The sequence below is a fragment of the Staphylococcus sp. FSL W8-0271 genome (genome assembly GCF_038006605.1).
Classification (GTDB): Bacteria; Bacillota; Bacilli; order Staphylococcales; family Staphylococcaceae; genus Staphylococcus; species Staphylococcus cohnii.
On record NZ_JBBOVM010000002.1, the window covers coordinates 1 to 23,856 of the forward strand.

The 23,856-nt window shown below is 27.7% G+C and carries 23 protein-coding genes and 1 pseudogene; 12 read left to right on the plus strand and 12 right to left on the minus strand.

The features are described 5' to 3' along the window. Positions 1–34 precede the first annotated feature (34 nt). The 3 genes and pseudogenes from NST87_RS12985 to NST87_RS12995 form a co-directional block, all read right to left on the minus strand. On the minus strand, positions 35–184 hold the full coding sequence (locus tag NST87_RS12985) for a hypothetical protein (protein WP_155385140.1): 150 nt from the start codon (positions 182–184) through the stop codon (positions 35–37). A gap of 661 nt (positions 185–845) precedes the next feature. Continuing rightward, positions 846–1,091, minus strand: a pseudogene (locus NST87_RS12990) (protein rep); the annotation flags it as partial. Between the two features lie 13 nt (positions 1,092–1,104). Continuing rightward, positions 1,105–2,043, minus strand: a complete 939-nt coding sequence (locus NST87_RS12995; protein WP_019468045.1) for a replication initiator protein A — start codon at positions 2,041–2,043, stop codon at positions 1,105–1,107. Between the two features lie 428 nt (positions 2,044–2,471). Between NST87_RS12995 and NST87_RS13000 the strand changes: the two genes are divergently transcribed. Continuing rightward, positions 2,472–3,218, plus strand: coding sequence for a DUF536 domain-containing protein (locus tag NST87_RS13000; protein WP_019468044.1), 747 nt, complete (start codon positions 2,472–2,474; stop codon positions 3,216–3,218). Positions 3,219–3,415: 197 nt separating this feature from the next. On the opposite strand, the gene NST87_RS13005 is transcribed toward NST87_RS13000, so the two are convergent. Further along, positions 3,416–5,134 (minus strand): ABC transporter ATP-binding protein, encoded by a 1,719-nt coding sequence (locus NST87_RS13005; RefSeq protein WP_019468043.1) that lies wholly within the window; start codon positions 5,132–5,134, stop codon positions 3,416–3,418. A 25-nt stretch (positions 5,135–5,159) separates the two neighbouring features. Further along, a complete protein-coding gene (locus NST87_RS13010; RefSeq protein WP_019468042.1) occupies positions 5,160–5,975 on the minus strand; it encodes a class I SAM-dependent methyltransferase in 816 nt (271 codons plus the stop codon). Positions 5,976–6,088: 113 nt separating this feature from the next. On the opposite strand from NST87_RS13010, the gene NST87_RS13015 reads away from it, so the two are divergent. The 5 genes from NST87_RS13015 to NST87_RS13035 all read left to right on the plus strand — a co-directional run bounded on the left by NST87_RS13015 (position 6,089) and on the right by NST87_RS13035 (position 10,682). Next, positions 6,089–6,364: a hypothetical protein gene (locus tag NST87_RS13015; RefSeq protein ID WP_019468041.1), complete on the plus strand. Its 276-nt coding sequence runs from the start codon at positions 6,089–6,091 to the stop codon at positions 6,362–6,364. Between the two features lie 18 nt (positions 6,365–6,382). Next, positions 6,383–8,893 carry a class III lanthionine synthetase LanKC gene (gene lanKC, locus NST87_RS13020; RefSeq protein WP_019468040.1) on the plus strand — a complete coding sequence of 837 codons (2,511 nt, stop codon included), beginning with the start codon at positions 6,383–6,385 and terminating at the stop codon, positions 8,891–8,893. A 28-nt stretch (positions 8,894–8,921) separates the two neighbouring features. Beyond that, a complete protein-coding gene (locus NST87_RS13025; RefSeq protein ID WP_019468039.1) occupies positions 8,922–9,062 on the plus strand; it encodes a class III lanthipeptide in 141 nt (46 codons plus the stop codon). Between the two features lie 97 nt (positions 9,063–9,159). Beyond that, positions 9,160–10,020: an ABC transporter ATP-binding protein gene (locus NST87_RS13030; RefSeq protein ID WP_019468038.1), complete on the plus strand. Its 861-nt coding sequence runs from the start codon at positions 9,160–9,162 to the stop codon at positions 10,018–10,020. Then, positions 10,017–10,682, plus strand: coding sequence for an ABC-2 transporter permease (locus tag NST87_RS13035; RefSeq protein WP_019468037.1), 666 nt, complete (start codon positions 10,017–10,019; stop codon positions 10,680–10,682). Before NST87_RS13030 ends, NST87_RS13035 begins: the two co-directional genes overlap by 4 nt. Before the next feature lie 194 nt (positions 10,683–10,876). On the opposite strand, the gene NST87_RS13040 is transcribed toward NST87_RS13035, so the two are convergent. Together NST87_RS13040 and NST87_RS13045 are read right to left on the minus strand one after the other, a co-directional pair. Beyond that, positions 10,877–11,119 (minus strand): hypothetical protein, encoded by a 243-nt coding sequence (locus NST87_RS13040; protein WP_019468036.1) that lies wholly within the window; start codon positions 11,117–11,119, stop codon positions 10,877–10,879. 184 nt (positions 11,120–11,303) lie between these two features. After that, the gene (locus tag NST87_RS13045) at positions 11,304–11,912 is read right to left on the minus strand and encodes a recombinase family protein (protein WP_019468035.1); all 609 of its coding nucleotides are present in this window, start codon (positions 11,910–11,912) and stop codon (positions 11,304–11,306) included. A gap of 221 nt (positions 11,913–12,133) precedes the next feature. On the opposite strand from NST87_RS13045, the gene NST87_RS13050 reads away from it, so the two are divergent. Beyond that, a complete protein-coding gene (locus NST87_RS13050) occupies positions 12,134–14,755 on the plus strand; it encodes a TrlF family AAA-like ATPase (RefSeq protein WP_340721783.1) in 2,622 nt (873 codons plus the stop codon). Between the two features lie 126 nt (positions 14,756–14,881). On the opposite strand, the gene NST87_RS13055 is transcribed toward NST87_RS13050, so the two are convergent. From NST87_RS13055 to NST87_RS13065, 3 genes are all read right to left on the minus strand, one after another. Continuing rightward, positions 14,882–14,974 carry a type I toxin-antitoxin system Fst family toxin gene (locus tag NST87_RS13055; RefSeq protein WP_021459888.1) on the minus strand — a complete coding sequence of 31 codons (93 nt, stop codon included), beginning with the start codon at positions 14,972–14,974 and terminating at the stop codon, positions 14,882–14,884. Between the two features lie 240 nt (positions 14,975–15,214). Beyond that, a complete protein-coding gene (locus NST87_RS13060; RefSeq protein WP_046467744.1) occupies positions 15,215–16,126 on the minus strand; it encodes a DMT family transporter in 912 nt (303 codons plus the stop codon). A gap of 89 nt (positions 16,127–16,215) precedes the next feature. Continuing rightward, on the minus strand, positions 16,216–17,103 hold the full coding sequence (locus NST87_RS13065; RefSeq protein ID WP_230621676.1) for an aspartyl/asparaginyl beta-hydroxylase domain-containing protein: 888 nt from the start codon (positions 17,101–17,103) through the stop codon (positions 16,216–16,218). A 134-nt stretch (positions 17,104–17,237) separates the two neighbouring features. On the opposite strand from NST87_RS13065, the gene NST87_RS13070 reads away from it, so the two are divergent. Then, positions 17,238–18,098 (plus strand): LysR family transcriptional regulator, encoded by an 861-nt coding sequence (locus tag NST87_RS13070; RefSeq protein ID WP_046467745.1) that lies wholly within the window; start codon positions 17,238–17,240, stop codon positions 18,096–18,098. Between the two features lie 608 nt (positions 18,099–18,706). On the opposite strand, the gene NST87_RS13075 is transcribed toward NST87_RS13070, so the two are convergent. Together NST87_RS13075 and NST87_RS13080 are read right to left on the minus strand one after the other, a co-directional pair. After that, positions 18,707–18,808 carry a type I toxin-antitoxin system Fst family toxin gene (locus tag NST87_RS13075; RefSeq protein ID WP_311201887.1) on the minus strand — a complete coding sequence of 34 codons (102 nt, stop codon included), beginning with the start codon at positions 18,806–18,808 and terminating at the stop codon, positions 18,707–18,709. A gap of 176 nt (positions 18,809–18,984) precedes the next feature. After that, positions 18,985–19,818: a LysR family transcriptional regulator gene (locus tag NST87_RS13080; protein WP_046467746.1), complete on the minus strand. Its 834-nt coding sequence runs from the start codon at positions 19,816–19,818 to the stop codon at positions 18,985–18,987. 113 nt (positions 19,819–19,931) lie between these two features. Here NST87_RS13080 and NST87_RS13085 point away from each other — a divergent pair, with 113 nt between their 5' ends. Genes NST87_RS13085 through hemA form a run of 4 tightly spaced genes read left to right on the plus strand, consistent with a single transcriptional unit; the run spans position 19,932 to position 23,845 of the window. Then, entirely contained in the window at positions 19,932–20,408 is a 477-nt protein-coding gene (locus NST87_RS13085) for a GNAT family N-acetyltransferase (protein ID WP_046467747.1), read from the plus strand. A 19-nt stretch (positions 20,409–20,427) separates the two neighbouring features. After that, the gene (locus NST87_RS13090; RefSeq protein WP_046467748.1) at positions 20,428–21,492 is read left to right on the plus strand and encodes a Gfo/Idh/MocA family oxidoreductase; all 1,065 of its coding nucleotides are present in this window, start codon (positions 20,428–20,430) and stop codon (positions 21,490–21,492) included. A gap of 1 nt (position 21,493) precedes the next feature. After that, positions 21,494–22,639 carry an MFS transporter gene (locus NST87_RS13095; protein WP_046467749.1) on the plus strand — a complete coding sequence of 382 codons (1,146 nt, stop codon included), beginning with the start codon at positions 21,494–21,496 and terminating at the stop codon, positions 22,637–22,639. After that, positions 22,640–23,845 (plus strand): 5-aminolevulinate synthase, encoded by a 1,206-nt coding sequence (hemA, locus tag NST87_RS13100; protein ID WP_046467750.1) that lies wholly within the window; start codon positions 22,640–22,642, stop codon positions 23,843–23,845. It begins immediately after the preceding gene. Positions 23,846–23,856 lie beyond the last annotated feature (11 nt).

Consider the following 23,856-nt stretch of genomic DNA (forward strand, 5'->3'; position numbering starts at 1 on the left):
CCCTTTTATTTTTAGATTATTAAACCTAATTGATTTATTCTTCAGAAATACTTTTAGTTAATAAAGTTGCTCCACCAATTAACATTCCAATGCCCAAAATAAAGAAACCACTAAAGATAGCAAAAAGACTTCCTAAAGATAAGAAAATAGAAAATAAATTACGTTCTGTTTTTTTCAACTTCAAAACTCCTTTTTACCAAACTTTATCACAATAGTTATCGCTTTACAGGTCTATTTTTCATCGTTATAATCTAGTTAATTCCCGTAAAGGCGCACTTACACGTTTGTTCCAAACGGTGCAAAAACCATAATCGACCTTCGTCGATTTTTTTAATCTTAGTTTTAAGTAATCGGTGTTGCAGCACAGATATAAAAATTAATACTGCACGAATTTGAATCGACGTTGTAGCGTAGATATAAAAATTAATACTACATCAAAATTTAACTAAGATTTAAGCTACTAGTTTTTTGCTAGTAGCTTTTTTATTTTTAAAATTTTAAATACCTTTATTTTGAATTTTAATGGGGCATTTTAAAGATTTAGGGGTAATTCATATAGTTTTATACCTAAAAACTTATATAAGCTCTTAAGATGCAAATATGAGCAAAATAAATATATGCTATTTCCAAAAGCAAAAATTTGAGCAAAACCAGTGTTGAAATTTTAGACACTGCCCAGTTACGCACAAAATTATTTTTGTACATGTAAACTGGTCAACCATGCCGGTTGAACGCTATAGTTCCCGCAGGGGCAAAAAAGCATAAAAAAAACGCTAGCTTTTAAGCTAACGTTTCAAATTTTTCAAGTAATAATTTTGTTTTTCAAAATTCCAAATTGCCGTAATTCAATGTGCTTTTTCTTCTTCGTCTGTTGTTTTATCTTCATCACTTGTATTAATCAAATTACCATCTTCGGCATCGTCTAAATTTAAAATTTTATGTTTTTGTTTTAGCAAACCACCATAACTCAACATACGTTTTCGGTATAAACCTTTTTCTAAATCATTTACGATTTCTTGATTTTTTTCGTCATCATCAGTTAAAAAACTAGATGACTTAACCGAGTATTTTGAAGTCTCTTTGATTGCTGTAAGATCATTTGAATTATTCGTTAAAGATATTGTACTTAGTCATGTTTTGACGGCGCATATTAAGTGCATGTATTTCTTCAAGCTCAGCTTTAATCGATTGCATTAGATACCCTTGCATTGCTTCAACTGTTTCATGCTTTTGTAGCAACATCGCTTTAAAGCGTTTTAAGACGCTGACAAGTTCGAACTCCACGTCTTCTAAACGATAATATGTATCATGGGCGTTATTAAATGATTTTTTTCCTTTTAGTAAAACACTTTTAATAATACGAATTTCTCTAATTTCAAAATTACTCAAGTAATCTTTAATTTGTTGTGGCAATTCTTCAAGTACTTGGAATTTTAAAGCATCATTATTAAATTCAGTATGGTGATGATTTGTATGATTCGAATGGGTATTTGTAGAAATATTGCTGTTGGTATCATTCAAATCATTCGTATCATTATTCTCAGTCTCTATATAATCAGTATTATTAAATTCAGTATCATTTGATTTTGATTTTCGAAATTCTTGTTTTTTGACTTTCAAAATTCTGGAGTTTTGATTTTCATTATTCTGGAATTTTGATTTTCGAAATTCCATATTACGACTGTGTTTATAAGGCTTTTTAGGTTCTAGCAAGTAAATTTTATTTGGTTTATTTAAACCCATTCTTTCTTGCTCTAAAAGATTAAAGTTTTCTAATTCCTTCTTAATTTTGGTTACTTTTTGAGTTCCACAATTTAAAAGTTCACATAAATCTTTAGTAGTAAATATTAAATATACATTCCCATTTTCATCAATCCAATTGTTTATTTTAGATAATTCGAACCGGTCTCTAAACATACAATAAGCAATTTTTGCAGAGTCACTGAGCTTTCTAAAATAATCATCTTCAAATAAAAACTTATATAGTTTATAAAATCTTTCTTGTTCAAACTCTTGTATTGTAATTCTTTTGAAATTTGACATAATAAAAACCTCTTTCCGAAATTTAGTGTGGTAAGAGGTAATAAAACGCTTTTATATAGCTTTACATTTATTTAAAGATTTAGGAGCTTGCACTAAGATGTTATTCATTATATAATACAAGTACAAATTTTATATTAAACAAACGTACTATAACGTTTTATTACCAACCCCCAGCTATTACCAGTAGTTGGGGGTTTTTGATATGTTAAGTATATTATAGCACTTTAAATAAGGTTATAAAAGGAGAAAATGGATAACTATCAAAGGTTTATCAACCTTTGACAAACCCTTGATAAAACTCAATCAACCCTTTACAAACCCTTGATAAAACATCTTTTTGTTTACGCCACATTATCTTGTGTTAAAGTATCTATAGTTTTATAATGGTTTATAAAAGGTTGATAAACTGTTTATAAAGGGTTGATTATATGAAAAGTGTGAAAATGTTGAGTGAAGAATTAGAAGTTAGCAAACAAACAATTTTTAATAATATTAAACGACTAAATATAGAAACAATAAAGCAAGAAAATACTTCATTCATTAAAGAAGATACTGATGTAGAAAGAATAGTTCAAAGGGTGAATGAAAATAAAAAGAAATATGGATTCGAAACTACCACAGCGAATAGAGAAAATAATGAATCAGATAATATTAATCTTGAATCTAAAAATGACACTCAAATAATAGAAGTATTAAAAAACCAAATTGAGACCTTAAATAGCCAGATTGAAAAGCAAGAAAGTCGTCACAACACAACAATAGAATTTTATAGAAAAGAGTTACAGGAAAGATCAAAATTGCTTGAAAATCAACAAATATTAGCTTTGGAAAGTAATAAAAAGATTCAAAAATTGGAGAATCAATTAGAAGAAGAAAGACAACTTAATTATTCTTTTGATCCGTCTACGAATGATAGACAAAATGCTAATATGCAAGAAGCAAAATTTACTGAAGAAGTTAAAAATGTTAATCAGCCACAAGAAAGTCAAACAGCAGCAGAAGATATAGAAGATAAAAATAAAGAGATGCCTGAAGAGAGTAATGATAACAGTTTAGAAGAAGATGAATTACTGAAAGATAATAATAATCCATCTAAAGAAACAAATAATGATTCTGATGATAAAGTAGAAAAAACACCTAAAAAAGGTTTCTGGAGTCGTTTGTTTGGTAACTAATTGCAATTAAAAAGGAGCACCAAGTTTACATACTTGATGCTCCTTTTTACGTTAACTGGATTTATGATAATCATCGTTTATGTACAACATAGATAAAAATAATGAATCATCTGAAGAATAGATGCACGACGTAGGATTAAGGATATACTAGCTAAAAAAGATTGTAAAATAAATAATATAAGCTTAAATAGAAAGGTTCAGTCTATTTTTTGAGATAAAACAAAATTCCTATATTTATCATGTGTATTTAAAAGAGTTTCATGAGTCCCTTCTCCTGTTATTACACCATTATCAAGGAAAATTATTTTATCAGCACTTTTTATAGTTGACAACCTATGTGCACTAATTAAAATAGTTTTATTTTTCATTAAATGATTTAGTGCTCTTTGAATTTTCAATTCACTATTGCTATCTAAATTAGACGTAATTTCATCTAACAGTAAAATATTAGGGTTTTTTATGAAGTTTCTAGTTATATTTATTCTTTGTCGTTCTCCTCCAGATAAATTTTTTCCATTTTCTTCAACTACAGTTTTATAATCCTTTTGAAGTTGCTGAATAAAATTATGACAATTCGTCAATTGTGTATATTCTATTAATTCAGAATAATTTATTTTTTTGTTAGTGCCATACATCAGATTATGCTCTATACTACCACTAATTAAATTATTATCTTGCATTGCATGGCCAATATTTTTTCTTAAGGAAGTTAAATCAATATCATATATTGATTTATTGTTAATAGTTATATTTCCTTGGTTTATAGAATATATTCGTGATATTAAATTAAGTATAGTTGTTTTACCAGAGCCAGAAGGCCCTACAAGTGCTACAGTAGTGCCTTTTTCAATATATAAATTTAAATTTTTTAAAATCCAAAGATTTTTATATTTAAAAGAAACGTTTTTAAATATTAAGTCACCATCTTCAAAAGGTTTAGTGGATGTACATAAATTATAATTTTCTTCCTTTTCTTTCATTATTTCATAAATTCTTTGACTTCCACCTACAGCCTTTTGATAATCATTAAAAAGAGTAGATAAATTAGTTAGTGGCATCGATAATTGAATGACATAAAAAATCATAGATACTAAAGTACCAGATGTAATAGCTCCTTCAACCACTCTAATGCCTCCAAAACCTAAGATAATACCTATAGATAATAGAATTGTTAGACTAGAAAGGGGTTGAATCAGTGCGAAGATTTTAGCTCTTTTAATTCCTAATATATATATTTTTTCTAAACTTTTATAGCTTTTTTTTAATTCTTGCTCTTCTGTGTTAGAAACTTTTACTAAACGTATAACAGTGATGATTTTTCCCAAAAATCCACTAAAATCGGCTATCTCTTTTTGTGTTTTAAAAGAAATACGTTGTATAATTTTACTTAAAGGTATCATAATTACAAATAAGATTGGAAGAACAGTAAATATTAACATCGTCATTTTCCAATCTAAAATTAGTAACATTATAATTGATCCTATTACTGTCAAAAGAGTTGGAAATAAAGAAGGGAGCTTTTGTGAAATAAAAATATTAATAAGATTGGTATCATCAGTTATTCTACTTATGATTTGTCCATTTTCATTCCTATCAAAGAATGTAGTATTTAAATATATTAAATGTTTCCACAATAATTTGCGTATAGAATAGATTACATGCTCTCCAATTTTAATTAATAGATATAATCCTATTCCTCCTAATAATGCGTTTAAAATAAATATAGAGCAGAATATAATTATAAAATAAAAATTAATCCCTCCATGAGTAAAATTATCTACAATTTTCCCTGTAAAAAGAGGAATTAGAATTCCGGTTAAGCTACCTAAGGAAGAAATGAAGATTGAAAGAGCAATTAAAGACCAAGGCCATGAAATTTTCTTGAATAGGTATAATAGAGGATTATCCTTATACACATTATCACCTTCTTTTTATAGGATGCTATAATTTTTTGGCTAAAATAGCAATAGTGTGGTCTCCTTTAGAAAAAAAATTTGTTCCACCGATATTACTATAGAACTTTAGAGAAATAAAACTATTTTTACTTAACTCATTAGAAAGTTCTTGCTTTGAAAAGTGCTTCTCCCAATCAAAAAATTCTAAAACTTCTCCAGATTCAAAAAAGTAATTGTTTTTCTTTAATAAAATTTTGTTATTATATTTTTTAATAGTTGATAACTGAAAAAAAGGATCTTCTACTCTATTTTCATACTCCCATATTTTCGAATTTTTAATGTGTTGAAATTTATATATGCTTGGAACATCTAATAGAACCATTCCTCCATCATTTAATATACTGTATATTTTTTTTAATAACTTATTTCTATTATATAGTGAAAAATTAGAATAGAGATAATAAGAAATTAAACAACAATCATATTTCTCTTTAAAATTTAAAGTGAAAATGTCTCTATTGATAAATTCAATGTTGTTTAATTTTTTTTCGAATTTTTCTTTAGCATACTTAATAGCAATTTCAGATATATCGATTCCTGTAACTGAATATCCTAATTTTCCTAGTTCATATGTATGTTTTCCAATTCCACAACCGATGTCTAAAACTGTTTTATTTGAAAGATTAAGACTATCTATTAAGTTTATCGTCCTTTTGATAAATTTATCATCACAACTTCCTCCTGGCATTTCCGAATTTAAATAAGCCATTTTTACAATTTCATGCAATTTGTGAGTGGTCCAAATATTATTTTTACTAACTTCAAAAGGTTTTGGTAAACGTAAATATTTAAAAATTTCCATTAATTTAATGCCTCCAATATTATAAAAAAAATTCTATATTTACTTTAAAATTACCATAGTTGATGTTATATTCACAATGCAGAGTATTATTACAATTTTAGAGGAGAGATATTATGTCTCAAAACAATGCCCAACGCAGTATATTAAAGGATATTATTTATACAATATTATCTTTAGTCATTGTAGCAATCGTCTTTTATTTTATTGAAGCTACGATAGGTCCTTTAAAAACTGGAAATAATGGTTTAAGTAACTTATTGAATTCATTACCTTTAAATTTTTTACCCCTTTTTAAATCTGCAATATTTAATCAAATATTAGCTCTTATAGTGATATTTCAAATTTTGGTGTTAATTATAACGGGGGTAAAAAGAACCCTGACAAATTAAAGATAGGGGAGATATAAATTGAATGGGAATGTTTTATACCATAATTACTTAGTTAAAGATAACTTATATTTTAAAGATACTAATAATGTGTCTAATTCTTATAGTGATTTTGAAATTGAAAATATTCCAAAATCTTATAATGTAACTTATGACAATGATTGGAAATATTATATGAATGTCAAAAATGATCTTCCATCTCAAGGTTGGAAGATACATATTAGTGCAAATATTAATGAAGTATATGAGGTTTTAAAAGCAGCGAGTAAAGTTTTAATTGAATATGAAATTTCTTTTAAACATCTAATTAATTTTTCTTTATATACAAAAACTAATTCTAAAAATGCAGATCGAGCGAAATCTGGTAAATTTATCGCTGTGTACCCTGAAAATGAAAAACAATTTTTACATTTATTAGATTCCTTAGCAAATAAACTAAAATCTTTCAAAAATGGCCCGTATATTTTAAATGATAAAAGGTGGAAAAATAGTAATGTATTCTATAGATATGGTGGTTTTAGCAAAATATATAATGAAAAAGGGCAGTTATGTATTAAAGACGAATCTGACAGACTTATAGTTGATCAACGTACTCCTTTTTATCAAGTTCCTGAATTTAAAAAATTTTTTGATGAATATTTAGATTCAATTAATAATATTAATGAACCAGATTATAAGAATAATAAATTGAATAATTATGAGATTTTAGATGCTTTAACTTTTAGCAATAGTGGAGGAGTTTATTTAGCCAAAATTAAGACAACTGATAAAAAAGTTATTATAAAGGAAGCCAGACCTAATACGGGATTTGATGGTAATTTTGATGATTCTATACAAAGACAAAAAAATGAAGAGCATGCTTTAAAAAAAAGTTTAGATATATACGGTACAGTGAATTTTATAGAATCATTTTATGCTTGGGAACATAGATTTTTGGTAGAAGAATATATTGAGGGAATAGATTTACAAAAATGGTTGTCGAAAAATTATCCAATAATGAAATTTGAAAGTTTAGATAATTATAAAAAAAAGATGAAAAAATTTCTGCCTAAATTAGTTGATGTGCTTCTTTCTCTTCACTCAAAAGGGATAGCAATGGGAGATTTGCAACCAGCTAATATAATAGTCACTGAAAACTTAGATCCTAAATTAATTGACTTTGAAACTAGCTCTTCCACTAAATCTTTTAGAAAGGCAGGTATGCATACTGAAGCTTTTTCTACGAAAAGAATTAATAATAGAGCTTCTAAAGATTGGTATTCGTTAAAAAAAGTAATCAAATTCTGCCTTTTGCCTATTCATTCTTCAGAAGAAATTGATGATTTAATAAGTGAAAAGCACTATCAGTGGATAAAATATAATTATGGGACTGATTTTTACCATACTATTAAAAATTTAATAAACTTATGTAATAACAAAATTGGTATGACTAATTCAAACCATTTCTATCAAACAAAAAAACAGTTAAAATATAATGATTTTAATGACACAATAAAAAAACTTAGAAAAGGTATCATAGAAAATTTCCAATTAAAAGAGTGCCCTATACCTGGTGATATTCGACAATACGAACAAAACTACGGTTTTCTTAATTTCTTGACAGGAGGTACAGGCGTTATTTGGAGTTTATACCTTACTGGTTCCCTTCCTAGCAAAGCATTGCAATGGATAGAAAATTTTCTAGTACCTAAACTTAATACTATTAAAGATCCAGGTTTATTGACAGGACTTTCTGGTATAATTGCTGTTTTATATAAAATAGGCTATCAAAAAGAAGCATTATCACAATTTGATAAATTAATAAATTTAATAGATAAACAAGATGTAACCTTACGAAGTGGCTTGTCTGGAATTGGATTGTCTTTAATAGGAGCGTTTAGAGAAACAGAAGAAACAAAATATTTAGAAAATTCTAAACAAATTGCTGCTTTTATTAATGAATATGCTGAAAAAAATAAAGAAATAAAAACAAAGGACTGGTCAGCGGTTAATTTAGGACTTATTGATGGTTGGTCAGGTGTAAGCTTATTCTTTTTAGAATTATATAAAGTTACGAATGATAAAAAATATTTAGACAAATCACAGTACTATATAAAAAAAGATTTAAAAAATACTAAGTCAAAAGATGGAGTATTATATATAGTTGATAAATACAATAGATTACTTCCTTACTTATCTGGTGGAAGTATTGGATTAGCTCTTGTATTAAAAAAAATTCAAGAAGCAAAAGGAAATGCTATATACCAGAATGAAATAAAAAGCATTTTACCTTGTTATTATATTAGATCTACTATAAATGGTGGTTTGTTTGAGGGGTTTGGTAGTTATTTATTATTATCAAATTTAATTTTAGATGATAGCAATTACACTAATACAATACTAGAGAACTTAAATTTATTTTTGATAGATAAAGAAGATTATCTTGTTTATCCAAGTCATTTTGGTTTCAGATTATCATTTGATGTTTTTTCTGGAAGTGCAGGTATATTGATTGGTTTAAGCAATAATAAAAACTTTTTACCATTATTATAGATAATGAGCATTGAAAGGGGGTGAAAAAATGAATGAAGTACTAAATTTGCAAAAAATTTCTTTTACTGAGGAAGGCGATTTTTCTGAAAGAAACGCTACACCTACTACTGTAACTACTACTACAGCTACAGCTACAGCAGGATTATCAACAGTTAGTGAGAATTGCTAATGGTAATTAGAAGTAATTAGTATTACATGTTTATATTGAGGAGGATTATATAATTATAAATAATTATATAGTCCTCTATTTTAAGAGGTGCTAAAATATGTACGATATTTTAAAAGTTGAAAATTTAAAAAAGACCTTTGATAAGAGTGATTTTGCTTTAGATAACGTTTCTTTTGTAATTAAAAAAAATTCTATTGTTGGCTTTGTTGGGAAAAATGGGGCTGGCAAATCCACGACTATAAATACTATACTAAATGCATTAAAAAAAGATACTGGTCAAATAACTTTTTTTGACAAACACATTAATAATAAAAATGAATATTTTCGAGAAAACATTGGTGTCGTTTTTGATGATGCAAAATTACCTGAAAACCTAAATGTTACTCAATTAAATCATGTCCTAAATAATATATATTCAACATGGAATATTCAAGATTATTATAAATATATTGAATTTTTTCAATTACCTAAAAAAACTAAAATAAAAAATTTCTCAAAGGGTATGCGAATGAAGATATCCATAACAGTTGCTTTATCACACGCATCTAAATTATTAATATTAGATGAAGCTACTTCAGGGTTAGATATCGAAAGTAGACAAAAATTATTAGATGTAATAAAAAATTTTGCAAAGCAAGAGGATTGTGGAGTTTTAATGTCTTCACATATTATAGAAGATATTAGTAATATTTGTAATGAAGTTTTATTTATTGATAATGGAAAAATTATTCTTAATGAAAGTAAATCGAATTTGATAGAAAATTATTCAATACTTATTGTTCATTCTGAAGATGAAATAAAAAATGTACCGGTAAAGAGTATAGTAAAAAAAACACAAGTTGAGAACCATATTGCATTACTATTAAATAAAAAAGTGAACAAACAATATGAAAGTAGAAATAATAAACAAGTTACTTTGGAAGAAGTATCTAAAATTTTAGTAGGGGGTAGCTCATGAAGGGATTATTATTAAATCATTTTTATTCTGTAAAAAATAGTATTATATTATACTTTTTCCTAGCTTTATTAATACCCATAATACTATTTATAACTATAGATCAAAAAAATATTGTTTTGGATATTATAACTATATTGATTCCTATGTTTTTGATGTTACCTGCTATGGAGGTATTAAAAACAGAAACATCTTCAGGATGGTCTAAGTTTATGATTACATTACCTATTAAAAAAAATACTATTGTCACCTCACATTTTATATGTTTTGCAATATTATTAATTTTAGGCCTTATTACAACAATTTGTCTTATGTTAATATTTTCACTTTTTAATGAAAATTTAATGAGTAGTAATGCTTTAACAATTTCACAAGTAATGAAGGGTATTACTATTAGCATCATAGTTGCAGCTATTGCTTTTTTTTTAACGTATTTATTAGGCGCAGATAAAGCTGACTTAATTTTAATTTTAGCAGCTATGATATCAATAGCAGTTTACTTTTTATCCTCTTGGACATTTAAAAAAATTATTAATTTAGATTTTATTGAAAGAGTGCAAACTGATATAATGTTTTCTATTACCTATTTATTATTAGCATTATTAATTTTAGCTATTTCATATTTTTCTTCAATAGCACTTTATAATTCTAAAGAGTTTAAATAACGTGATTTATTTAAGTTATTGTTGAAGGATAAAATACACATTTATGAGTTTTTTCATTTAATACGTGAGATTATTTTAAATAGTAAATTAAAAAAGCAAGGTACATTTTTATTAATGTACCTTGCTTTTTTACCTATATCTAGACTAACTATATCATAATGAATAATTGTATCTTTCATTTAAAAATTTGTTTTTCATTTTTTATTCTTTTTTAAACCACCTAGTAAGCCCAAAACAAAAATTAAAAAAGAAATAACTAAACATAATGTAAAAAGGCCATTAAATTCTGGAGTGTTAAAAAATTTTATAAATTCTAAGTTATTAAGAAAACCACTGTCATTAGGCGACAATTTCAAATAATCAAAAATTAGAATTAAAATAAATGTTCCTACTGTAAAAAGAATAGCTGAAATTAAATATTTAAGTAATCTATCCAAAATACCCCTCCTTTTGGTTAGATTACCAAAGTTCATTATTTTATTTCAATTGTTTTAAGCATATTTACACTTTTAAATAATAAATAGTTATATCTTTTAGTAATATTTTCTATTTCAATCTCCTCCTACATTATGTGTTTTGAAACGCTGTGAGAAGCTTTTATTTGCATTGACAATCCATTTATCAAGATAATCCCTTATTATTTTTAATTCTATAAACTGTCTGTCTTGTGATATTAACATCTTTCGCAATCTTACTAATTGCTTGTCCTTCTTCTAACATTTCAACAACTCGATGATAGATAACTCGTTTTTGAGGATCTTTAGCATTCGATGAATAGAGTAAAGGACGGCCTTTATAAACGCCTTTTTCTTTCGCAACTTGAATACCTTGTGCTTGTCGACGTTTACTTTCATTTCTCTCTTGTTCTGAAACCATTGCTAATATTTGAACGATTAAATCTTTCATAAACTTATCTAGTAAAGGATTACCAATCACTTCATTCATCATAGGTAGACTTGTAATCATTAACTGCACGTCTTTTTCTTTTAAATAGTTCACAGTTTCAATAATTTCATCATAGTTACGTCCTAAACGATCAATAGACTCCACAACGAATCGGTCTCCCATTCTTACAAAATTGAGTGCTTCTTGAAATACAGGTCTATTTTCCACTAACTTGCCTGATTGCTTCTCTGTAAAGATTTTCTCTACGCCAAACGTCTTTAAATTATCCAATTGTCTTTCTAAATTTTGATCTATTGAAGATACTCTCGCATAGCCTATAATCATTTATTTTCACTCCATAATTAATATACACCCTAATCATACGTCTTAGTTGCGATATTTTCAACAACTTTGTATGTATGATTAGGGTGTACTTAAGTTGAACAAAAAGCGACTATTTTTACAAGGAGAATCACATTATAAAGTTATTATAAAATCACATAATGAGTAGTATTTGTTATATAATTAATATAGAACTATATTTTTATTAATAAGGAGATAATAGTATGCCTAAAAATTACGCTGAATTTTATAAATGTGCTTTGCAAGTTAATCCATATAGTTATATTAAATATAGAGGACTAGAACATGAAATGACAGAGGAACAATATAATGAATCTATATACAAATATTGTATTAAAAACAACATATCAATTATTGGGCTAGCAGATCATGGAAATGTTGATAAATCAAGTACACTCAGAAATTATTTATTATCTAAAGGAATTCTTGTATTTCCAGGGTTCGAAATTTCCACATCAGAAAAAATTCATATTGTTTGTCTATTTTCAGAGAAGACTGAAGAACAAGAGTTAGAGAGATACTTAGGAGAACTAGGATTATCGAACCCTGAAGACGGCAATTCCCCCAGTACTATGAGTTTTCATGACATTACGCAAAGAGTATTAGATAGGGGGGGATTTTGGTATGCAGCACATATTACCAGTGATAATGGCGTCTTGAAAGGAAAACATAATAACCTCTGGCAATCGGATAAGTTAGTAGCAGCACAAATACCTTCAAAAAAAAATGAAGTAGATCCTAAATATATTAATATACTTAAAAACAAAGATCCTAATTATCAAAAGCAAACTCCTTTTGCTCTTATTAATGCTAAAGATATTAGTAAACCTGAAGATTTAGATTTAGATACATCAAGTTGCTTAATTAAAATGTCAAAACTTAACTTTGAAAGTTTTAAATTAGCCTTTAGAGATCCTAAAGCTAGGGTTAAATTAAATTTTGACATTAACAATAAATACCCACATTCTTCTATTAATGAAATAAAAATTTCTATGGGGTACTTAGATAACCTCTCGCTAGATTTATCCCCAAATCTTAATACAATTATTGGTGGTAGAGGAGCTGGAAAATCAACATTTATTGAATTAATTCGATATGCATTAGACATAAATCCTATGAGTCAAAATGCAAACACATCTTTTGAAAATATCTGTAAATCTAATTTAGGAATCGGTGGAAAAGTAGAATTAGTTGTAACATCACATGCACAATACGGTAAACAATTTAAGATAATAAAAAGATATAATGAAGACCCTATAATTAAAGATATAAACAATAATGTGTCTAGTTATACAGTTAAAGACATCCTTCCTAATATAGAGGTTTATAGTCAAAATGAAATTATCGATTTAACTACAGATGAAAATGCAAAATTAAAAATTTTAAATCGTTTTTCAAACGAAAATGACAATAATGACGAAAAAAAAGAAGAAATAAAAAGTAACTTACAATCAAATTCAGAATCTTTAATTAAAACTGAAGAAAAACTTGAAAAATTACAAAAAAAAATCAATCAATTGCCTAAATTAAAAGAGAAGTTAAAACATTTCAATGAACTGGGCATTGGAAAGAAATTAGAGGTACAAGGTAAAGTATCTAAAGAAGAGCAATACATAAAAAATACTAAAAAAGTTATTGAAGATAATGATATTTCTATAACAAACATCATTCTACCTTTTAAAGAAAATTACAATAAAGAAATTAAACATATTGATATCTTTGATAGTATTCAACGTATTACAAACAATCATAATGAAAAATTACAAGAAATAAAGTCTACCTTTACTGAATTAAAAAATACTACCCAAAGCGAAATAGACAAGGTTTATAATGATTGGAAAGAAAAGAAAAAACATGTTGAGAAAGAAATCAATGAAGCTATTAAATCCTTAGATGATATAGAAGGTAAAACTAAAGAAGACATAGCACATGAATATACTGAGACTCAAAAACAAATAACTTCTATCGAACCATTAGAAACAAAACTTTCTCAAGTTAACATTGAGATTGAAACACTTAATAAAGAAAGAATGCAACTTAAAGAAGATTTAAAAGAAATATTCGATGAAGAATTGAAGAATCTTAACAAATGCGTCAAAAAAATAAATAATAACTATTTAAAAGGACAAGTAAATATCAAAATTCAACCATATGCAAATGTTAATAATTTAATAGAATTTCTCAAAGAGGAGAACGGCTTAGGATATTCAACATTGGAATGGATAAAAAATCATCAAAATTTTAATTTACCTAAATTTATTAGCTTAATTAAGTCTAGAGATAGCGAAGCTATATACGATGAGTATAAAGATAGTGGGTTGAAAAAGAATAAAGCAGATATCCTTTCAAATATGGACTATGAAAGGATTCTACGTTTGGAATCAATCGAGATAGAAAATATTATAGATATACAATTAAATGTTGGGAGTGGTAAAAATACAAAATTCCGATCCCTGAATAAATTATCAAAAGGACAACAGTGTACTGCTATTTTAAATCTGTTAACTTTAAGTAATGAAGACCCTCTTTTAGTGGATCAACCAGAAGATAATTTAGATAATTCTTTTATAACAAACAATTTAGTTGAAAATACCCGAAAATTAAAAATTAACAGACAATTTATCTTTGCTACACATAACGCTAACATACCTGTATTTGGTGACGCAGAATTAATAGTGACAATGGAAAATGAAAACGGCCAAGGAACTATAAATAATGAAAACTTAGGATCCATAGATAATAATTCAGTAAGAAATTCTGTCATTCAAATTTTAGAAGGTGGAGACGTTGCTTTTAAAATGAGAAAAAATAAATATGGACTGTAGTAGGTCTTTGCATTCCTCTACACTATGATGTTATAATACAATTAACGAATAGAAAGTCCATAGATATACACCGAGCCCCAACCTATTGCCGTAGGTTGGGGCTCTTTATGTGATGTGGATAGTCGCCTATTTATTGTGCTGATTTAGCCAATAGGTAAACCAAGCTACAATACATCCAGTTATCACAGGTGCAATAACCGTTACGAATAAAAAGTCCACAGATGCTCACCTCCTTCCATAGTAATTTCGCCTATGGAAGTTAAGGCGACTTTGTTATTATACCATCTGTATCTTTTGAAGCATATGCACTTCCGATAAGTTGAATTACGTCTATAAAAAATTTATCACTTGTTACTTTTAAGTAAAAATTTTTTCCAGTTTACCTAAATGTCTTAATGTTGATGTCAGTGTTGCAAAAATAAAACGTTTTAAAAAGCTTCATTCAAGTTATTATAAATATCAAGAGCCTGGCTTACTTTCATTTTTCTTATTAATCATAATTAAGGAAATAACTATTAAGGCTAGTCCTGATAAAGTAAGTATAGTCATTTTATGCCCGAAAATTAAAAAATCCATAAATGCTGTGAGAGGTGGGGCACAGTAAAATAAACTTGTAACTTTTGTCAAATTACCTTTATTTATCATGTAGTACAACAACATAGTTGCCCCAATAGATATAATTAGTACCATCCAAGCAAGTGATATGATAAACGAAAAAGTTAAGTTTATAGATAATGTATTTATAAATGGGGCAAAGGTGATAAATATAATAAAACTAATGGTATATTGTATTACCATATTAGGAATCAGACTAATACTAATCTTATTTTGTGAAAATGTCCCTAGGGTTATTGATAATACAGAAAGAGAACAACAAATAATTCCAATAGTAGACATAGATCCTGTAGTTAAGTTATGTACAACTACCAATATAAGCCCCAACATACCTAATATGAGTCCTACCCATTGCAATTTCGTATTACTTTCTTTGGTTATTAACGCTGTAAGTATAGGTTGTACCCCTAAAATTATCGACAATAATCCTGGTGAAACATTAAAATCTAGTGCTAAAAAGAAAAATAATTGATAACCCACTTGTTGTAAAAAACCAGTACAAATTACCAGTATCCATTGTTTTGAAGATCTAGGAAATTGATTTTCTTTTTTCTTTTTGGATTTGAACCAAAAATAAATCCCCCATAAAATAAGCATTGAAAATAGATACCGATATACTAAAAAAGCAAGTGGATTGGCATACTTCAATCCATTTTCTACAAAAATCGCTCCACTCGACCACATGATTATAAAAGTAACCGGAACTAGCATATTTGTTATAAATGCTTTCGAATAATTCTTTGTATTGTTAATCATTATTACTCACCTCAATATAATAATCGAGCCACCCATATGAATGACTCGATTGCCACAGTCTTTCGTACTAACTTTACTTTTGGGTAACATTAAGTTGACCAGTCAGAAAAAGAAAAATGTTCACCCAATTCTCTTTTTTCAATTAGATATTCATTTACTTGTTTAGCCTTTTTAATCATCTCTTTATCATTTGTCCTTTTAGATATTTCTAATAGCCAACGATAACAAATGTCAATAGGTATTTTTTTATAGAAATGTAGTTTGGATAACAGGAATACAATTTCTTTAAAAGTATAGTGATGTATAACATTACTTAAATTTCTAATGATTTCTTCTCCATAATTTGAGTCTACTTCCTCACGTTCAACTATATAAGGATTAATATTTTCATCATATAAATTTTTATTTGTAAAAATATCTTTAGGTGTATAAGGTTCGTCAAAAACAAAGTCTAGGCATAAGAATAGTCTATTTTTATTAGAGAAGTTTGCTGCTGCATGAATAATACCAGCATCTAAAAACCAAATTTCTCCTTTTTTCATACAAAAAACATTATCTTCATCTGAATGGAAAGCTAGTTCATTTGTTTCTAATGGTATAAATACTCTGAAATATTTTTCCATTTCTTTATTTAAATCAACAAAATCTCTGTGAGGCATAATTAAAGCATCAACAAGATTCCGTGTTCTAACCATTTTTAAATTTTTTATATTAAAGTTTTCTTGAATGAAATTGCTTATATAAGGTAATTGCTTTCCATAACTAGTTTGTTTAATTTCGTGATTATAATCTCTATATTGAGTATCTTTTTCATCTTCTGATGCCCCCCATAAAGTACAGTTCATCCAAAAACCTGAACTAAATTCATCATATTCCTCTGAAATTTTGGGAAACGTCGTGTGGGTTTGCAAATCTTTTTCTAATTTCTTTTCGTCAAAATTCACTTTACCAAAAGCATAAGAACTCATATATTTCATGCTACCCTTCTAATTAAATTAATATAGAAATATTTAATTTCTATATTAATTTAAACATACAAAACTTTTTCTCATTAAGGAAATTGATATAAGGAAATGGTACAATCGCTTAAAATGATAAGAGAGGTGAAAATATGGAGATACGACACTTAAAAACTTTTGTATCTATTGTAAAATGTGGTGGATTTACTCATGCAGCAGATGTCTTAGGTTATGCTCAATCAACTGTTACTGCCCATATTCATGAATTGGAAAATGAATTAAAAAAACCTTTGTTCGATCGAATTGGTAAAAAAGTCATATTAAATGAGACGGGTAAAATACTATTTCCGAAAGCTATGGAAATTATAAATTTAGAAAAACAAGCTAGAGATATAAACAATGATGAAGAATTATCAGGGGACATTTCTATTGGAGCACCTGAAACTTTGTTAACTTACAAATTACCTACCTTATTAAAAAAAATGAAATTACAGTATCCAAAAGTAAATATACAAATAAAGCACCTACAACCACATACTCTTAAGTATGAGTTGAAAAACGGAAATATTGATCTAGCTCTTGTCTTGGAGCAAGAAAATGAAAACGAACTAAGTTATCATAAATTAACTAAAGAAGATTTGATATTAGTTACTGGAAAGGAATATAATATCACCCCGTTAAGAAATTTACTTGAAACTCAAACTCTTTTAGTTACAGAAGATGGTTGTATATTTAGAAAAACATTTGAAGATATTGTTAATACAACAAATAGGCTAATAAATTCTCATATAGAATTTGAAAGTATAGAAACTATAAAATCATGTTTAAAAGAAAATTTAGGTATTGCTTTGTTACCTTATATAAGCATAGAAAATGAATTAATGAATAATGATTTAACTGCACATAAAAGATATAGTAATGCAGTTTCTATTTATTATGTATATCACGAAGATAAATGGCACTCTCCTTTATTCACTACAGTTATAAACATGGTACAATCACTAAGTACTTAGTATTAGAGAGTGTAAAAAATTCATATTGACAGGAAAAATCGATGCTAAATTTATTAATATTATAACTTTGGATTTAAAACTTTTTGACTATAAAGTAGTTTTTCAATTGCAGTAAATGCGGAAACAATTGTAAAAATACAATCCATTGAGACAAATCTTTTGAATGTGCCATTCCATTGATCGCGGTTAACAATAATGCTATTACTGTTAAAATTTAGCAATTTCATATTATAACTTATAGTGTTTTCTATGAAATAATATGAGACTAAAAAGCATTAACATTAAACTTGCATAAAATATTATTGATGCCAAAAGATTAAAAATAATATTTTTCTATCTAACTTATTAAACTCCTTTATATATAGAAAAATGCTTTAAACAGATATATACATATATATATCTGTATATATAATAATTGTATTAAATAAACTAAAATTAATACTAGTAAGAGCAGCATCTAACATTTTTTCTTCCATATGATATTATTTTGCATTCCTACCCACTATGATGTTACAATATGTTTAACAAAAAGTAGTTCCATTGGAACACCGAACCCCCAACCTATTCCAGTAGGTTGGGGGTTCTTTTTGGTGGGCTATGTCGCCTTATTATTTATTGCGGTTGTTTAGCCAAAACGTAAAACTCGCAATTATGCATCCTGAAACAACAGGTGCAATTACACTAACAAAAAGTAGCTCCACTGGTCTCACCTCCTTCCGTCGAAAATATCGCCGGAAGTTAAGGCGACCTCACTATTATACCATCTGTATCATTTGAAGCATATACACTTCCGATAAGTTGAATTATGTACTTAAAATTATTAGAACTATCACGCCAAGACCTTATGTAGAAGATAATAAAATAATTTGGTTCGTGAATAACCTAACTACACCTCAGGTAACATTTCAAACACATTATCCAATGTTTTTTTGTTGTATCCTATTAAACCTACATCTCTTGAATAATTTCCCAATTTAGAAATTTGTAGATTCATGCTTTCAACTCTAGTTGTTAAAGATTTAGGTATTATTGTAATACCTTGCCCCGTTTTCACACTCGCAAATATGGACTCTAAATTATCTTTGTATTCAATTTCCAATTTCATCTCAGAAAAATTTTTTCTTATAAAGGCCAAAGTGTCACAAGGGGGGGTCAAAACAAAAATTTTATAATTTTTAAGTGTGTCTACAGCTATACTATCGTTATTTATTAACCCAGAATTTCTTGAATAAACAATCATGTAATCTTCAGAATATACATATTTATAAAACAATTTTTGACTCTCATTAGATGTAATATCACCGATTATCACATCTATATCTCCATTATATAGATGTTCTAACAATATCTGAGTATTATTTTCAATTTTAATTTCTATATTATTATCCAACATTTTTTTCTTACTGTTTTCTAACTTATATAAAGAGAAACTAGGAAGTAAACCTAGTCTTATATTCGAATTAATTGATTCAAAAATTTGTAACTTTAAATTTTTGAAATTTTGCCTTACTATAAGTAAATTTTCTAATACTATCTCCCCATTTTTAGTTAAAAATATGCCTCGAGATGTTCTATAAAATAAGTCACACTCAAAGTAATTCTCTATATGTTTAATACGCTTACTAAGCGCTGGAGTACTAATATTAAGTAAATCTGATGCTTGATTAAGACTTTGGCATTCTGCAACTTTAATGAAGTCTTCTATATAATCTATATTCATAAATATTACTCCCCTTTTAACTTTTACTTTATACCTCTCTTAATACATTCATTATTCCACTAAAAACAATATAATACTACGCTAAAAGAAGAAAAATAATTGGAGGTGAATATATGATTAGCTTTAGAAACATTTCACGTAAAGATATTTCTAAAGTTTCTAACTTAAGAATGTTATTACTTAATAATCCAAACTCTCATTATGGTAGTAATAATGTTGAAGAATTAAATACTATTCAAAATGCATTTTGTGATTGGTTGAAAATTAATATTGAAAACACAAACATCAATATAGTAATTAGTATGAATGATGAAGGTGTACTAACTTCTATGGGTATTGGCATTATTGATAATAGAGCACCTATAAAAGGATCTTTGAGTGGAAAAGTTGGATGGATATCCAGCTTAATTGTTCACCCAGATTTTCAAAATAATGGCTTAGGAAAAGAAACTTTAGCACATCTAATAGAATGGTTTTCAGAAAAATCAGTTAATAAAATCACTCTACAATCAACAGAACATGGTGAAAAATTGTATGAAAAAATGGGATTTAATAAAAGTATAGAAAATACTTTTATTAAAGAATGTTAAAAATATAAGGATTGATAATATGAAAATTTTAATTATAGGTATGGGCTTTGCTGGAAAAATGTATTATGAATCACTATCTTATTTAAAAAATAATAATGGAAACAAAGTAACTTTAGCTTATTATTCTAATAAACAAGAAGATGTAAATATCACTTACTATGAAAACCTTGATGCTTCTCTTAAAGACTATAATCCAGATATGGTTATAGTAGCTGTTAATGATATTTATCATATTAATATTCTACAAAAACTTAAAGACTTCGAAGGTATTATTTTATGTGAAAAACCCTTTGTATCTAATTCAGAAGAACTAAATTTAGCACTCGATTTTCTTAATACTAAAAAGCAAACAATTATTTTAAGTACAGTAATAAGATTTTCATTAGCAACTCAAAAATTGAAACATTTTATAGAATCAAATAATTTAAGTGTTAAGCGTATAAATTTTGTTTGGAAAAAAAATAGAATGAATGATTTCCGGCCTACTGTAGGTGTTATAAGTGAAATCATTCATCCTTTAGACACGCTAGAATGGCTTTTTAATGACAAAATCAAAATCGTTTCTTCTATTGTTACAAACTCCAATTTTTCTGTAAAACGCGACAAATATATACCTGATAGTATATTTTTATCAGGAAAATTATCAGATGGAATCATAACTGGCTATAGTAGCTTTACAAGTTTGAACGTTGAAAGATCTATTGATGTAGTACTAAAGGATTTAATCGGTCAAGATCATTATTATGTAAAACTTTCTTATGACTCACCAAATTGGTTCGAAGATACACTCCATATATATAAAGAAAAGAACGGAGAACAAATTGAAATCACAAACTTTAATAGCTTGAGTATAAAATCTGATTACAAGAAAAAAATTGAGCGCTTAACTTTAATGTTGGAATCAATTGTAGAAGATACACAGTGGTATTTTTCAAATCACTCTAAAAATTACGATGTATTTGATATTCAAAAATTATTAAATACATTTTTAGATCATGATTGGAATAAAGGCACTATAGATTATGATTTTAACGAAAGTGATGTAATACAAAAAAATATAAATAATTTCGATAGGATTGGTTAACATGAAAAGAATTTGGATTTTAACACTAGGTATGTTCGCCTTAGGTATGGACACATATATTGTAGCTGGATTACTACCTGATATGGGAGATAGTTTCAATAAAAGTGGAGCTGAAATTGGTCAAGGCGTAACAGTTTTTACACTTTTTTTTGCTTTATCGGCACCAATTTTTTCAACAGTATTAGCAAAATTTCCAGTTAAAAGTATTTTACTCATTGCTTTACTAACATTTGGATTGGCTAATTTCGCCACGATGTTATCTCCTAATTACTCAATATATATTATTTCTAGATGTATAGCTGGACTCGGGGCAGGATTATTTTCTCCTATGGCAGTAAGTTCAGGAGGACATCTGGTTGATAATAAAAACAAAGGCAAAGCACTCGCTTTTATTGTTGGTGGAATGAGTATCGGTACAGTTATTGGTGTACCTTTAGGACTACAGATAGCTAACTTAGTTAATTGGAGATTTGCAATTGCCATAATTGTAATAGTAAGTGCAATAGCTTTTATTAGTATAGCTACCTATCTACCAAATTTTAAAATGCCCGCAGCACCTAGTTTAAAAGAGAGATTTTCACTTTTTGTTAACCCACATGTGTTAAGTGTTGTATCGGTCACTGTTTGTGCAGCTATTGCTAGTTTAGGTTTGTACACATATCTTTCTCAAGTCATAAATGATGCACTTTCACCAAAATATATAACTATCTTTTTAACTGCTTGGGGCATTGGTGGGTTATTAGGTAGTTTTGGCGTAGGCATTGTTATAGATAAATTCAAAAACACTAAGTTTTTGATGCTGCTTATCTTAATTTGTCTCAGTCTTAGTATCTTAGCTATACCTACTTTAATTAAAGTACCTGTGTTAGGTCTTATCCCCTTTATATTATGGGGGGCTATGGGATGGGCAACTCAAGCTCCGCAACAACATATATTATTGCAAAACCATCCTGATCACGGGAGTGCTTCTGTCGCATTAAATAGCTCTTTAAACTATTTAGGAAGTGCTGTTGGAGCTGCATTAGGAGGTCTATTATTATCCCAAGGTTTATCCGTTGCTTTTTTAATTTATAGCGCATTCGTTGTCGTTGTTATAGGTATTGTTATTCAGTTATTAAATATACTCACAGATAAGGAGAGAATTTAAATTTATACAAAAAGAGCAAATGATATGCTTGTTGAATTGAAAAATAATAACCAATACAGAGAATTTAAAGATATTAATAGAATCAGCGGAGAGTACCCATTAGCTAAAAGTAATAATAGTGAAATTAATGTGTTTTGCAGCAATGATTACTTAGGAATGTCTCAAAATAAAGACGTTATGTTTGCTATGATAGACGCAGTTATTAAATATGGCAGTGGTGCTGGAGGATCTCGCAATATTGGAGGAAGTCATAAATATTTTTCTTTATTAGAAAACGCATTATCAGACTGGCACCACAAGGAAAGCGCTCTAATTTTTCCAACTGGTTATTCTTCTAATGATGCTACAATTCAATGTTTATTACGAAAATTCCCCGATATGGTCGTGTTTTCTGACTCTAAAAATCACGCTTCTATTATCAATGGAATTCGTGGCGTTAAAAATGATAAGGAAATATTTGAACATAATAATGTAAATAGTCTAGAAGATAAACTTAAGTCCTACCCAATAAATAGAGCAAAAGTCATAATCTTTGAATCTATTTATTCCATGGATGGAGATGTTTCCCCAATAGTAGAAATAGCTGAATTAGCAGAAAAATACAATGCATTAACCTTTTTAGATGAAGTTCATGCTGTAGGTATGTATGGAGAAACCGGTGCGGGTTACTCAGAATTATTAGATGTAGAAGACAAAATAGATATTATACAATCAACAATGGCTAAAGGTATCGGTGTCATAGGAGGATATATAGTAGGTAAACATGAAATCATTGATATGATAAGATCTTTCGCTTCAGGGTTTATCTTCACCACTGCATTGCCACCAAGTATTGTTGCAGGTTGTCTTGCTAGTGTAAACCATATTAAAAAATCGAATAGAGAACGAAATCTGTTACATGAACGTACAATGTACCTAAGAGAAAAACTTAATCAATATGACATACCTATTTTACCAGAGAGTACAACTCACATAGTCCCAGTAATTATTGGAGATAGTGCTAAGTGTAAACAAGCTTCAGAAGAATTAATCAAAAATTTCAACATATATGTTCAGCCAATTAATTACCCCACAGTAGAAAAAGGAACAGAAAGATTTAGAATTAATGTAACTCCTAATCATACAGAAGAGCATATCGACACTTTATGTTTAGCAATAAGCTCAGTCTTTAACAAATTAGACATTAGCTATAAACATAATCATTAAAATTTGAGGAT